General features: G+C 66.4%; 9 protein-coding genes and 1 tRNA gene. 9 read left to right on the top strand and 1 reads right to left on the bottom strand.

What is annotated here, in order from left to right; translation table 11 throughout:
- Positions 1-37 precede the first annotated feature (37 nt).
- The 9 genes from ASF14_RS06200 (at position 38) to ASF14_RS06240 (ending at position 13,359) form a co-directional block, all read left to right on the top strand.
- Positions 38-1,279: an MFS transporter gene (locus tag ASF14_RS06200; protein WP_156361058.1), complete on the top strand. Its 1,242-nt coding sequence runs from the start codon at positions 38-40 to the stop codon at positions 1,277-1,279.
- Entirely contained in the window at positions 1,276-2,865 is a 1,590-nt protein-coding gene (locus ASF14_RS06205; RefSeq protein ID WP_056432979.1) for a glycoside hydrolase family 43 protein, read from the top strand. Before ASF14_RS06200 ends, ASF14_RS06205 begins: the two co-directional genes overlap by 4 nt.
- Before the next feature lie 115 nt (positions 2,866-2,980).
- Entirely contained in the window at positions 2,981-4,252 is a 1,272-nt protein-coding gene (locus ASF14_RS06210; protein ID WP_056433011.1) for an MFS transporter, read from the top strand.
- On the top strand, positions 4,249-6,633 hold the full coding sequence (locus tag ASF14_RS06215) for a glycoside hydrolase family 31 protein (RefSeq protein WP_056432982.1): 2,385 nt from the start codon (positions 4,249-4,251) through the stop codon (positions 6,631-6,633). The genes ASF14_RS06210 and ASF14_RS06215 overlap by 4 nt, the downstream gene beginning before the upstream one ends.
- A 466-nt stretch (positions 6,634-7,099) precedes the next feature.
- Complete coding sequence (locus ASF14_RS06220; protein ID WP_236696952.1) at positions 7,100-9,400, top strand: TonB-dependent receptor; 2,301 nt, start codon at positions 7,100-7,102, stop codon at positions 9,398-9,400.
- Positions 9,400-10,722 carry an alpha/beta hydrolase family protein gene (locus ASF14_RS06225; protein WP_056432985.1) on the top strand — a complete coding sequence of 441 codons (1,323 nt, stop codon included), beginning with the start codon at positions 9,400-9,402 and terminating at the stop codon, positions 10,720-10,722. The genes ASF14_RS06220 and ASF14_RS06225 overlap by 1 nt, the downstream gene beginning before the upstream one ends.
- Before the next feature lie 71 nt (positions 10,723-10,793).
- Positions 10,794-12,665, top strand: coding sequence for a glycoside hydrolase family 2 protein (locus tag ASF14_RS06230; RefSeq protein ID WP_082442106.1), 1,872 nt, complete (start codon positions 10,794-10,796; stop codon positions 12,663-12,665).
- A 53-nt stretch (positions 12,666-12,718) separates the two neighbouring features.
- Entirely contained in the window at positions 12,719-13,210 is a 492-nt protein-coding gene (locus tag ASF14_RS06235) for a nucleoside deaminase (RefSeq protein WP_056432988.1), read from the top strand.
- 72 nt (positions 13,211-13,282) lie between these two features.
- Positions 13,283-13,359, top strand: a tRNA-Pro gene (locus tag ASF14_RS06240).
- A gap of 215 nt (positions 13,360-13,574) precedes the next feature.
- Here ASF14_RS06240 and ASF14_RS06245 read toward each other — a convergent pair.
- Positions 13,575-14,521 (bottom strand): IS630 family transposase gene (locus ASF14_RS06245; RefSeq protein WP_156361059.1). Its coding sequence is split into 2 segments (ribosomal slippage): positions 13,575-14,185 and positions 14,185-14,521, totalling 948 coding nucleotides; the frame shifts between segments, so codons are not numbered across the junction.
- Positions 14,522-14,615 lie beyond the last annotated feature (94 nt).

Genomic DNA, 14,615 nt, shown 5'->3' on the forward strand with positions numbered 1-14,615 from the left:
GGGAACGACATATGCCAAACAGGCCGAAGGACCGCATGTGAAGGGTTTTCCCTATATTCGTTGGACGATCATCGCGCTGTTCGTGGGCGCGATGGTCATCAACTATCTGACGCGCAGCATCCTGGGCGTCGCCGCGCCCGCGATCATGGCCGAGCAGCATATCAGTTCGGAACAATATAGCTGGATCACCGGCGCCTTTCAGTTCGGCATCATGTTCCAGCCGGTGGCGGGCTATCTGCTCGATTTGATCGGCCTGAAGATCGGCTTCACCCTGTTCGTCGCGGTCTGGTCGTGCATCACCATCGGCCATGGCTTCGCCAATGGCTGGCTGGGTTTTGCCGGTCTTCGCGGCGCGCTGGGCCTGGTCGAGGGATCGGCGCAGCCCGCGGGCATGAAGGTCGTCGCAGAGTGGTTTCCGGCGCGCGAGCGCGGCGTGGCGGGCGGCATCTACCAGATTGGGGCGTCGTTCGGTGCTGTCTTCGCGCCGCCGCTCGTCGCCTGGGCGGTCTTCCACCATAGCTGGCGTGCGGCGTTCTTCGTGGCAGGCGGGCTGGGGCTGCTCTGGGTACTGGCCTGGCTGTTCTGGTACGCGCCGCCCGCGCGGCACCGGGCGCTGTCGGCGCGCGAGCGGACGTTGATCGTCGAGGGACAGGAAGCCGCGCTCGTCAAGCAGCGCCGCCGTCCGCCGCTGGGCGAGCTGTTGCGCCGTCGCAACCTGTGGGCGATCGCGGCGGCACGGTTCCTGGCCGATCCGGTCTGGGGCATGTTGTCGCTTTGGATGCCGCTCTACCTCGTCCAGGCGCGGCATTTCGACCTGACCCAGATCGCGCTGTTCGCCTGGCTGCCGTTCCTGGCCGCCGATTTGGGATGCCTGTTCGGCCCGGCCGTCGTCGCCTTCCTGCAACGGCGCGGCGTCAACCTGATCGACGCGCGGCGCGGGGCCTTTACGCTGGGCGCGGTGCTGATGACGGGCATGATGTTCGTCGGCAGCGTCAACAGCCCCGTCGCCGCCGTCGCGCTGCTGTGCCTGGGCGGTTTCGCGCACCAGACGCTGTCGGTCACCGTCATCACACTATGCTCCGACCTGTTCCCGCAGGATCAGGTGGCGACCGCGACCGGCGTATCGGGGACGGCGGCCAATCTGGGCGTCCTGATCTTCACCCTGACCCTCGGATCGCTGGTCGATCAGGTCGGCTATCAGCCCTTCTTCATCCTGCTCGGCCTGCTCGATCTGGCGGGCGCGGCTCTCCTCTGGACCTTGGTGCGCAAACCCGCATGACCCCGAACAATCCCATCCTGCCGGGCTTCAACCCCGATCCCTCGATCGTACGCGTCGGCGAGGATTACTATATCGCGACCTCGACCTTCGAATGGTATCCGGGCGTCCAGATCCACCATAGCCGCGATCTGGTGAACTGGACGCTGGTCGCCCGGCCGCTGAACCGGGCGAGCCAGCTCGACATGCGGGGCAATCCGGATTCCTGTGGGGTCTGGGCCCCCGATCTCACTTACGCCAATGGGCGGTTCCACCTGATCTTCACCGATGTGAAGCGCTATGGCCGCACCACCGTCGACGGCGCCAAGGGCGCGTCGCTTCGCGACTTCCACAATTACTGGGTGTCGTGCGACCGGATCGACGGCGAGTGGACGGATGCCGTCTATCTCAACAGCAGCGGCTTCGACCCCGCGCTGTTCCATGACGATGACGGGCGCAGCTGGCTGCTCAACATGCTTTGGGACCACCGGCCCGACCGCAAGCGCTTCGCCGGGATCGTGATCCAGCAGATGGACATGGACACCGGCCGCCTGTTCGGCGAGCGTCGCCGGATCTTCGACGGCACGCCGCTGGGCTTTACCGAGGGGCCGCATCTCTACCAGCGCGACGGCTGGTATCACCTGTTGGTGGCCGAGGGCGGGACCGAGCGCGGTCATGCCGTGACGATGGCGCGTTCGCGCGATCTGTTCGGGCCCTATGAGGTGCATCCCGACGGCCCGGTCCTGACCGCGCGCGACACGCCCGACGCACCGCTGCAACGCACCGGTCATGGCGATCTGGTCGAGACGCCGGAGGGCGAGACGTGGATGGCCTATCTTTGCGGCCGCCCGTTGCCCGCCAGCAATCGCTGCGTGCTGGGGCGCGAGACGGCGATACAGCGTATGGAGTGGGGCGCGGACGGCTGGCTGCGCTGTGCCGAACCGACGCCGGTGGCCACGAACCCTGCACCGGTCGAGGCACGGGACGGGTTCGACGGACCCGCGCTGCCCGCTGCCTTCCAATGGCTGCGGACGCCCAAACCGGAATATATCTTCAGCCTGACCGAACGTCCGGGCCATTTACGGCTGTTCGGGCGCGAGACGATCGGCAGTCATTTCGAACAGGCGCTGGTCGCCCGCCGCCAGACCGCCTTCCGCTATGACGTGCGAACGCTCGTCGATTACGAGCCGGAGCATTTCCAGCAGGCGGCCGGGATCGTCGCCTATTACAACAGCACCAAATATCATTTCCTCCAGATCACGGCAGGGGATGCGGGCGAGAAGCTCGTCCAGGTCTTGTCGGTCCTGCCGAACGGCGAGGGGCAAAGCCTGATGGGGCCCGCCGTCCCGGCTCCCGCAGGCCCGCTCGAATTGCGGGCGGTGGTCGATCATGAGGCGTTGCGCTTCGCCTTCCGGGCGGCGGGGGCGGCGGAATGGACCTGGCTGTCCCAGGATTTCGACGCGTCCATCCTCTCCGACGAGGCGACGCTGGCGGGCCTGCCCAATTTTACTGGCGCCTTTGTCGGCATGGCCTGTCAGGACATGAGCGGTTCGGGCCACCCCGCCGACTTCCGATATTTCCATTATGTCGAGTGGCTTGGCGATGATTGATCGGATCGCTGGAATGATTGGCCAGACCAATATGGACAGGCCGCTTTCTAGCGGTTAAGCTTGCCCCAGACACCGGCGCCGTGATGCGTACGGAGAGGCTAGGGGAGTGACGGGCTTGCGGGTACGCAATCTGCGCTGGTGGATCGTTGCGCTGATCTGCGCGGGGACGATCGCCAATTATCTGGCGCGCAACAGCCTGGGCGTCCTCGCGCCCGAGCTGAAGTCCGCGCTTCACATGTCGACGCAGCAGTACAGCTATGTCGTCGGCGCGTTCCAGCTCGCCTATACGATCATGCAGCCCGTGGCGGGGGCGTTCATCGACCGCTTCGGCCTGCGCGCCGGGTTCGCACTGTTCGGCCTCGCCTGGTCGGCGGCGAACATGATGCATGCCCTGGCGATCGGCTGGGTCAGTCTGGCCATCTATCGTGGCATATTGGGCCTGTTCGAGTCCGCCGCCATCCCCTCGGGCATCAAGGCGGTGGCCGAGTGGTTCCCGGCGCGGGAGCGGTCGGTCGCGGTCGGCTGGTTCAACGCAGGGACCTCGCTCGGCGCGCTGATCGCGCCGCCGGTGGTGGTGGCGGTGGCGCTCTGGGCCGACTGGCGCACCGCGTTCCTCGTCACCGGCGGCGTCGGCATCTTCTGGGCCGCCGCCTGGTACGTCTTCTATCGCTCGCCCGACGATCATCCCGCGATCACGCCGGAGGAAAAGGCGATGATCGCGGTCGAAAAGCCCAAGGGGCCGGTCCAGCGCGCCAAGGCGAAGGATATCCTGCGCACGTCTCGCTTCTGGGTGATCGCGGTGCCGCGCTTCCTGGCCGAACCGGCCTGGCAGACCTTCAGCTTCTGGATTCCGCTCTACCTCGCCAGCGAGCGCGGCATGGACTTGAAGCAGATCGCGCTGTTCGCCTGGCTGCCCTTCCTGGCGGCGGATGTCGGCGGCATCCTTGGCGGCTATCTGTCGCCCTGGCTGATGAAGCGTGGCGTCACGCTGATCCCGTCGCGCGTGGCGGGCGTGGCGCTGGGCGCGGTGTTGATGATCGCGCCGGGGTGTATCGGGCTGGCCGCCAGCCCCTATACCGCGATCGCGCTGTTCTGCATCGGCGGCTTTGCGCATCAGATGATCTCCGGCCTGATCAACACCTTGTCCGCCGATGTGTTCGCGCCCGCAGAAGTCGGCACCGCCAATGGCTTTATCGGCCAGGCGGGCTGGATTGGCGGGTTGCTCTTCTCGCTGCTGATCGGGCAACTGGCCGATACGGTCGGCTATGCGCCGCTCTTTGCCGTGCTCGCGGTGTTCGACCTGATCGGGGCGGCGGTGCTTATCATCTTCATCCGGCGGCTGACGCCGTTCGCCACCAACCCCGTGACCCAGGAGCCCGGCCGATGAGGCGCGCCACCCTTTCCCAGCCGCCGCGCTTTGCCGTCACCGGCCGTTCGCGTGGATTTCTGACGCTTACCGCCGATACCGGCGCGGTCGCGCATCTCTTCGTGCTGGAGGAGGACGTGATGCGCCTCCTGCTGCTGGCGGAGGGGCGCGTGACCAGCCCGCCAAGCTGGGCCATCGCACCGGGGGCCGAGGATATCGCCGAGCCGGGACGCGACCGGATAGACGTGTCCGGCTTCGCCTGCCCCGACTTCACCTGCGAGGAAGCGGACGGCACCCTGATCGTCGCGACCGAGCGGCTTCGCGTCACCCTGACCCTCGATGGTCTGCACGGGCGCTGGGAGCAGCGGGCGGGCGAGGGCTGGCACGTCATCACGCAGGACCGGCCGACCCAGGCCTATGACTTTGGCTGGTGGGACGGTCGCGCGCATCACTATGCCGCCCGGACGCCGGGCGAACGCTTTTTCGGACTGGGCGACCGTACCGGCGACACCGACCGGGCCGGACGGCGCTTTCGGCTGACCAATGTCGATCCGATGGGTTTCGATGCCGAGACGAGCGATCCGCTCTACAAATCGATCCCCTATCTGCTGGTCGCCGATGCCGAGGGGCGGTGCCATGGCGAATTTTACGACACCGTCGCCGATGTCACCTTCGACCTGGGGCAGGAACTCGACAATTATCACGGCCTGTACCGTCATGTCGTAGCGGACGCAGGCGATGTCGATCGCTGGATCATCGCCGGGCCGGACCCGCTGGCAGTGACGCGACGCTTTACCTGGCTGACCGGCCGTCCGGCGCTGATGCCGCGCTGGTCATTGGGTTATTCGGGCTCGACCATGACCTATACCGATGCGCCCGATGCGGCGGCGCAGATGGCGGGATTTCTGGCGTTGTGCGAGCGGCACGATCTGGGCTGCACCTCCTTCCACCTGTCGTCGGGCTACACCTCGATCGGCGACAAGCGGTATGTCTTTCACTGGAACCGCGACAAGTTTCCCGATCCCGCCGCCTTCGTTGCCTCCTATGCCGAGGCGGGTGTCCGACTGGTCCCCAATATCAAGCCCGCCCTGCTGCGCAGCCACCCGCGCTATGACGAGGTGGCGGCCGCCGGACTGTTCGTCGCGGACGCGGACGGTCAGCCGGTCGAGGCGCAATTCTGGGACGAGGTCGGCAGCTATATCGACATGACCAAGCCTCAGGCGGCGGCGTGGTGGCGCGATCAGGTGACGTCGGCGCTGCTCGACCATGGCATGGAAGCGACGTGGAACGACAATAACGAATATGAGCTGTGGGACGCCCGTGCGATGGTCGACGGTTTCGGTCAGCCCCGCCCGGCGTCGGAGATGCGCCCGGTCCAGCCGATCCTGATGACGCGCGCCTCGCGTCAGGCGCAGGTCGCCGCGCGGCCCGATACCCGGCCCTATGTCGTCACCCGCTCGGGCATGGCGGGGCTGCATCGCTATGCGCAGACCTGGTCGGGCGACAACCGGACCGCGTGGAAGACGATCCGGTACAATGCGCGCCAGTCGATCGGCCTCGCGCTGTCGGGCGTGTCGAACAGCGGGCATGACGTGGGCGGATTTTCCGGCCCCGCGCCGTCGCCCGAGCTGCTAATCCGCTGGGTACAGGCGGGGGTGCTAATGCCCCGGTTCAGCATTCATAGCTGGAATGACGACCGCACGGTCAACGAGCCCTGGATGTACCCGGAGGTGCTGCCTGCGATGCACCGCCTGATGGCGCTGAGGCAGACGCTGATCCCGTTCTTCTACGACCTGCTGCATCGCTATCACGCCGATTACGAGCCGATGGTCCGACCGCTCTGGTCGGACTTCCCGCAGGACCCGGCAAGCTGGGGCGAACGCGACGAGCATATGCTGGGACCGGACATCCTCGCGGCGCCGGTGATGGACGAAGGGGCGGAGCGCCGCTCCGTCCAACTGCCGAGCGGGGCGGAATGGGTCCATGTCTGGACCGGCGAGCGTTTTGCCGATGGGGAGGCTGCCGATGTCGCAGCACCGCTCGATGGCCCGCCGCCGCTGTTCGCGCGGGGCGGATCGGCGATGCTGGTCGATCTCGCCCGGGGCGGCTGGCGGCCCGAGCCCTATCGCCGTGGGCTGTGGCTCTTCCCGCCCTCGACCGGGGCCATCCGCTGGACCGGCATGGACGATAGTGGCGACGGCCATGGCCCGGTCACGCGCTGGCATCTGACCGGCCAGGCCGATGCTGAGCGGGTCGTCGTCGCCCTGTCGTGCGACGGGGAAGGGGAGGGCGGCATGACCCTGCTGCTGCCGCCGGGCGACGGTCGGATCCTGATCGTCGAGGGCGCGGATGCTATGCCGGTCGAACAGGACGGACGGCGCGGCCTTCACCTGACCATTTGATGCGGATTGACATCGATGCTCCTCCTTTATTCCTCTCCCCTGGATAGGGGAAAGGGATAGCGGAGCTTGCCAGCGTGCTGGCTAGCGTAGCTTGGGTGAGGGGTTGAGCGAGCCACCGGCTCGCGCGCTCGCCTACGCGAGCGCAGCACCCCTCACCCAGCTTCGACTAAGCCTTTGCTGTCGCAAAAGCCAAGTCTGCGCAACCCTCTCCCCTCAGAGAGGGGAGAGGGAATAGAAATGCCGATTGGTTCGAGGGGCGTCCGGCCTGGCGCTTTTGCGTATCCGGTGCTGGCCAGTGATGCGCAAATGTCGCACACGTTTGCAATTTTTCCCATTGCTTGCGCTCCCGTGCCGACAAATCCAACGCAGGTCTAACAACAGCATTGCATTGGTAAGGCCATTCGGTATGTTTGGTTGACAAGGCAAGACCGGCCAAGACCGGCGGCAATGGGAGGGAAGGATGAAGATGCTGCGTTCCACCGTGGCCCTGACGGCGATGATCATATCGCTTTCCGCGGCAAGTCAGGTTTCGGCCCAGCAGGCCGCACCGTCGCCAACCGACGAAGCGCAACTGACCCAGGAGGCGCAGGGACAGCCCGGCGGCCCCACCTCCAACGTTGCACCCGAACCGGTCAGCGCAGGCGACATCATCGTCACCGCCAACAAGCGCGCCGAGAATGTCCAGCGCGTGCCGCTCGCCGTGTCGGTCGTCGCCCCGGCCCAGCTGGCGGCGGCGGGTGTCCGCAACTTCACCGATATCGGCAAGGTCTCGTCCTCGCTGGTCGTCCGCCCGGCCGAACAGCCGCAGAATTCCAACATCTCGCTGCGCGGCGTCGGCACCTTCGCCTTCGGCATCGGCGTGGAGTCGAGCGTCGCGGTGCTGGTCGACGAAGTGCCGCTGGCCTTCCAGGCGCGTGCCTTCACCGACCTGCCCGATGTCGAGCGGATCGAGGTGCTGCGCGGCCCCCAGAGCACGCTGTACGGCAAGTCGGCCTCGGCCGGTCTTGTCAACCTGATCACCCGCAACCCGACCTCGGAACTGCGTATCCGCGCCAATGCGGTGGCGACGACCGATCGCGAGCAGGGCGTCAATTTCAGCGTGTCCGGCCCGATCAACGAGCAGCTCGGCTATGTCGTGTCGGCCGCCTATAACAATTGGGACGGCAATATCCGCAACCTGTTCAACGGCAAGCGGGTCAATGGCCGCGAGACGCTGAACCTGCGTGGCAAGCTGCGCTGGGAGCCGACCGATACGGCCGCGCTCGTCATCTCGGGCAATTACGTCAACGGCAACACCACGGTCGGGCGCCCCTTCCTGGCGTTCGGGCCAAACGCCCGTCTGCGCGGCACGGCCGGACTGACCCCGTCGGTCGTGCTGCCCGGCGTGGTGGTGGGGCCGGACAACCAGACGATCAGCAACAATTACGACTCGCGCACCCGGTACGAGGGCGGCGGCGGCTATATCCGCGGGGAGTTCGGCATCGGTTCGCTGAACCTCGTCACGATCAGCTCGTATGACCGTTTCCACCTGAACGACTATCTCGACCATGACGACACCTCGGCGCCCGGCAATCTGGGCAACAACACCCAGATCGGCGTCTTCAATTCCGAGCAGGTGACCGAGGAAGTCCGGCTGCAATCTGATGCCGACAAGCCGTTCCGCTATACGGTCGGGCTGTACGGTGCGAATGTGAAGTTCAACCGCCCGTTCCAGCGCGGGCCGTATTTCTCGCTCGCCAACTGGTACGCCACCTCGCAGTCGCGTCAGGTCGCGGCCTTTGCACAGGTCGACTGGACGATCGTACCCGACCTGACCTTCACCGGCGGTGGGCGCGTCCAGAACGAGCGGGTCAGCTATACCTTCCGCGACAATCTGGCGGGCACGGCCTTTGCGGGCCATGCCAGCGACACGGCGGGCACCTATCGCGGCACGCTGCGCTATGATTTCAGCCCGACGATCAACGGCTTCGTGACCTATGCAACGGGTTATAAGGGCCAGACCTACGACCTGACGACCGGCTTCAACCGCAACCGCGCGCTGGCCGGGCCGATCCGCCCCGAACGGTCGCGCGACAAGGAGCTGGGCATCCGCAGCCAGTTCCTCGACCGTCGCCTGACCGCCAACGTCACGCTGTTCGACACCAATTACCGCGACCTTCAGGCCCAGACGATCGAGACGCTGGCCGACGGCACGTCTAACTATCGCCTGACCAATGTCGGTAAGCTCAACACCAAGGGCGTCGAGTTCGAAGGATCGATGCGGTTCAGCGACAGCTTCAACCTCGGCGGCGCCGTCACCTATCTCGACGCGAAATATACCGAGTTCGCCCGCGCGCAATGCTATCCGTTGCAGACGGCGGCCCAGGGCTGCACCGGCTCGCCCGCCAGCCAGAACCTGACCGACACCACCGCGATCCAGGCGCCCAAGTGGAAGTTCAACGCCAATCTGGATTACTCGCCGCGCCTGACCGCGACGACGCGCGGCGTCGCGCAGGTGAACTGGCAATATCAGAGCAGCCTGTATTTCCAGGCGCGCGATCCGCAGACCTTCCAGCCCGCCTTCAGCATCGTCAATGTCGGTCTGGGCGTGCGCGAGGAGGATCGCCGCTGGGAACTGGTCGCCTTCGTCAACAACCTGTTCGACAAGCAATATTACGGGTCGCTGGTGAACACGGCGGGCAATTTCGGCAACAATATCGCGACCCAGGCGGTGCTGCCGCGTGACTTCCGCCGCTATGCGGGTATGCGCCTCGGGCTGAACTTCTGATGCGCCGGGTCGGCCTGGGGCTGGGGCTGGCGGCGGCGGCGCTCGCCGTCGCTGCCACGGCGCAGCGGCCGGGGGCGGGGCAGGGCGATGCCCCGGCCCGGCCGCCGGTCGATGCCCCCGAACTCGCCCGGCTGGGACGCTATCCGGTCGGCGTGCAGCGCAGCCGGTTCGTCCAGCCGGGGCAGGCCGATCCGCTTCAGGGCAGGGACCGGCCCGCCATCGTCGATCGCGAGCTGCCGCTGCTGATCTGGTATCCGGCGGCCTCGGCGGGGCGGGGGATTACCTACAAGACCGCCTTGTCCGGCGAGGATGGCCGGGACGTGGCCTTCGACCTGCCCGGACTGGCCTCGCCCGACCGTCCGGTCGCGGCGGGTCGTTTCCCGCTGGTGATCCTGGCGCATGGTTATGGCAACACACCCGAAGTCCTGTCCTGGCTGGGCGAAAACCTGGCGAGCAAGGGCTATGTCGTGGTCGCCCCGGCCTTTCGCGATCCGCCGATCAGTATCCGCACCGATGCCGCCCGCGCCGGGCCGATCGCCCGGCGACCGCTCGACATCGCCTTCGTCACCGCCGAAGCGCAAGCCCGCGCCGATCAGCATAAGGGTATATTCGCCGCCGCCGATCCGACACGGACCGCGCTGATCGGCTATTCGATGGGCGGTTACGGCGTGCTGACGGTCGGTGGCGCGCCGCTGAACCCGGCCATGGGCAAGCTCAGCCGGGATATCCTCACGCCCTTTGCCGCCGATCGGGCTAGCGAACTGCGAGCGAAAAACCTCAAGGCCATCGTCGCGCTCGCCCCCGCCGCTCGCTTCGGAGAGGTGCCGATCTGGACGGGGCAGGGGGTGGGCGCGGTGCCCGTGCCGACGCTGATCGTCGTCGGCGATCATGACCGGGTCGTCGGGCATGAGGCGGTGCGTGCGCTGTTCAGCGCACCCGCGCCCGCGCCGCGCTACCTGCTGACCTTCGCCCAGGCCGGGCACAGCATCGCGCTGACCCCCGCGCCTCCCGCGATGCGGCAGCGCTTCTGGGACATGGACTGGTTCGAGGATGCGGTGTGGCGCAAGGACCGGCTGCTTCCTATCCAGACTCATTTCATCACCGCCTTTCTGGATCGCTATGTGAAGGGCGAGACGGGCAGGGACGCCTATCTGAACGGCCTGACGGTGCAGTCGGATACGGGCCGCTGGGCGGACGCGCCGGTCGGCCGGGTGGCGCAGTACAGTCCGGGCCCGCCCGCCTCGACCGTGTGGAAGGGGTTCCAGCCCGGCCGCGCGGTCGGCATGAGCTTCGAATATCGCCCCGCGCCCGGCTGGCGATGAGCGGGGGTGCGGTCTAGACTGACGACGAAGGCCGGCGGTCAGGATCGGCCGAATGACGGGAGAGCGACGTGATGGGCAGGACCATTTGGGGATATGCCGTGGCGGGCATGATGCTGGCCACGGGTGCGCCGCTCTTCGCACAGGATGCCGCGCCCCGGCCCGGCCCCGTTCTCGCGTCGGCCGATCTGCGCGACGGGACCGACCTGTCCGGTCCCTGGCATTATTCGATCGACCCGTTCCGTTCGGGGATTTCGGGCTTCCACGGCGGCATGCCCGATAGCGGACAGCAGCGTTGGAAGGATGTCGACGTCCGCGCCGAAATGGCGAAGGACAGCCGCGTCCTCTACGAGTTCGATCTCCCCCATTCGCCGCTGACCTCGTTGCCGTCGTCCTGGCTGACCCAGGCGCCAGAGCTTCGCCATTATGACGGACTGATGTGGTATCAGCGGACCTTCGCCGCACCCGCCGTCCGCAAAGGGCGCTATTTCCTCCGTTTCGGCGCGGCCAATTATGCCACCATCGTCTATCTGAACGGCAGGCCGGTCGGAAAGCATGAGGGCGGCTTCACCCCCTTTGCCTTCGACATAACCGGGCTGATGCGCGACGGTCTGAACCAGGTCACGGTCGGCGTCGACAGCCAAGCGACCGAAGCGACGGTGCCGCCGCCCGTCACCGATTGGGAGAATTATGGCGGCATCACCCGTCCGGTCCGGCTGATCCAGACCCCTGACACCTATGTCGACGACGCCTGGGTCCGCCTGACCCGCGACGGTCGCATGGCGGTGGACGTTCATCTCGACGGGCCTCAGGCGGCGAATCGGCCGGTGCGGCTGCGCATCGCCGAGCTGGGGCTGGACCGCGCGGGCACGACCGACGCCAATGGCGACTGGCGCGCGACCATGGCCGCTCCCCGTGCGCTGGTCCGCTGGTCGCCCGAGCGGCCCCGGCTCTATGACGTGGCGGTCACGGCGGGCGAGGATCAGTGGCGCGACCGGATCGGTTTCCGCACCATCGAGCGGCGCGGGGCCGATATCCTGCTCAATGGCAAGCCGATCTTCCTGCGCGGCATTTCGATGCACGAGGAGGAACTGGGCGTCGATCCCACCCGCGCCATGACCCCGGCCGCTTCGCGCGCGCTGCTCAGTGAGATCAAGGACGGGCTGCACGGCAATTTCGTCCGGCTAGCCCATTACCCGCATTCGGACGTGACGGTGCGGCTGGCCGACGAACTGGGCCTGATCGTCTGGAGCGAGGTGCCGGTCTATTGGCGCGTCGCCTGGTCCAACCCGGACACGCTGAACCGCGCGCGGACGATGCTGGCCGAGAATATCCTGCGCGACCGCAACCGCGCCTCGATCGCGATCTGGAGCGTCGCCAACGAGACGCCCGTCACCGACGCGCGCAACGTCTTCCTGCGCACGCTGGTCGGCGATGTCCGTCGTCTGGACGACACGCGGCTCGTCAGCGCCGCGCTGCTGGTCGAGCGGGGGGAGGGGGCAGACCATCCCGTGATGACGCTCGCCGATCCGCTGGCCGATGCGCTCGATGTCATGGCGATCAACACCTATAATGGCTGGTATACCCAGGATCGCCTGACCGATCTGGCGCGCAGCGAATGGCGCGTGCCCGCCGACAAACCGCTGATCTTCTCCGAATTCGGCGCCGATGCGCGGGCGGGTTTCCACGATCCGGCGAACAAGCAGAAATTCTCCGAGGATTTTCAGGCGGATTATTACCGCGCCACGCTGGGCATGGCGGACCATGTACCGACCCTGCGCGGCATGTCGCCCTGGATCCTCAAGGACTTCCGCTCGCCCCGTCGCCAGAACCCCGATTTTCAGCAGGGCTGGAACCGCAAGGGCCTGATCTCCGAAACCGGGCAGCGCAAGGAGGCCTTTGGGGTGCTGAGCGATTATTACGGCACGAAGGCGGGGCAGCGATAGGCCGAATTCGAGGGGCTTGAGCCCGAAAGCGGGGTGGAGGCGTTAAGCCCGCCATGACCCAGGACGACGAAAAATGGATGCGCATGGCGATCGAGGTGGCGCGGTCGAAAGGCTCCGATCCCTCGACCTCGCCGCTCGGCTCGGTGATCGTGCTGGACGGGCGAGTCCTTTCCGCCGAGCGCAACCAGACCGAGGAACTGCCCGACGCCACCGCCCATGCCGAGATGATGGCGATCCGCCGCGCTTGCGAAGGGGAGGGCGAACTGGAATTGCGCGGTGCGACGCTCTACTCGACGCTGCAACCCTGCGGCATGTGCACCATGGCGTCGATCTGGTCCAAGGTCGGGCGGGTCGTCTATGGCGCAGGGCGCGACGATGTCCACCCGATGTATTTCGAGGCACGGCATGTCGACACGCTGGGCTTCATCACCGATGCCTATCGCGACGACATCGTGATCGAGGGCGGCTGCCTGCGCGAGGAATGCGCAGGCCTTTATTATCCGCCCGATGCCGACCTGCCCAAGGAGGAACAGGCCAACCTGTAACCCCCGCCCGCAACAGGCCCAGAAATACCCCTTGCACCGCCACCCCCGCTTCCCCTAAGGGCCAACCCCTGTCGGGGAGTGGCGCAGTCTGGTAGCGCGCCTGCTTTGGGAGCAGGATGTCGCAGGTTCGAATCCTGTCTCCCCGACCATTTCCAAAAGCCGCAGTTTTCCGGTGGCCGAGCCGACGGGTTACGTAGCATATATGCGTAGCAGTTCAGACGCCTAAATTTGAAGCGTTGGAGTCGGCATCGCTTAACCGAGAGTGTGTAGAGCTATTAGCGTCAGTGGGGCGGCTGTCGGCGCCGGGACCTCGGCTAACGTGCTCCCCATTTTCGGTCCGCTGACAAGTTAGAGCAATTTCCGATCAGTCTGCGYCATATCCGGCGTTGGCGAAGTAGTTGGTACACTCCTGTGGTGAGTACAGGTCGAGAATGCGGCCGATGGCGTCCCACAGGCCGTGGATAGTGCGTTCGGCGGCCTTGCGCAGGTGCGCTTTGAGCTTGGAGAATGCCTGCTCGATCGGGTTGAAGTCGGGACTGTAGGGCGGAAGGAAGAGCAGCTTGGCGCCGGCCGCTTCGATGGCGTCGCGCGCGGCAGGCGCCTTATGGCTCGACAGGTTGTCCATGATGACGATGTCGCCGGGTGATAGGCCGGGCACCAGCACCTGGCGAACATAGGTAACGAACGCATCCCGGTTGATCGGGCCGTCGAGCACCATCGGCGCCACCATGCCGGTGCGGCGCAAGCCAGCGACGAGGGTGGTGGTCTTCCAGTGTCCGTGGGGCACGCATGAGCGCAGCCGCTCGCCGCGCCGGCAGCGACCGTGGCGACGTGCCATGTTGGTGGACGCCCACGTCTCGTCGATGAAGACCAGGCGTTCCGGATCGAGATCGAGCTGCCCATCGAACCACTCTTCCCGGCGCTTCAGGACATCGGGGCGGTCCTGCTCGGTGGCGTGCGCCGTCTTTTTTTGCGCGTGATCCGATGCCGGTCGAAGAACCGCCACAGCGTCCCGATCCCGACCGGCGTGCCGCGCTCGGCGAGCAGCACCTGCAACTCGACCAGCGTAATGTCGTCCTGCGCTTGGATCACGTCCAGGATGAAGGTTGCGTGTGCCTCGATCCGGGCTGCACGGCGGTCGCCACCTTGCGGTTTGGCTGCCGGCGTGCCGTGCTGAACGACCAGCTGCCGCCAGCGGATCGCGCTTGCCGCGCTGACACCGAACCGTGCTGCCGCAGCACGGCATGACATCCCGCCACCAATCGCGGCGACCACCCGCTCCCGAAGATCCTGTGACAGCACTCGCGGCATCTGTGCCGGCCTCCTGACCCGGCTCAAAGCCTGAATCACAAAACCGCGCCCATGTGAATCCTCGACGATTCAGAAAGGCCGGAAACCGCTCTAG

The sequence above is a fragment of the Sphingomonas sp. Leaf257 genome, from assembly GCF_001422185.1.
In the GTDB taxonomy this organism is placed as follows: Bacteria; Pseudomonadota; Alphaproteobacteria; order Sphingomonadales; family Sphingomonadaceae; genus Sphingomonas; species Sphingomonas yabuuchiae.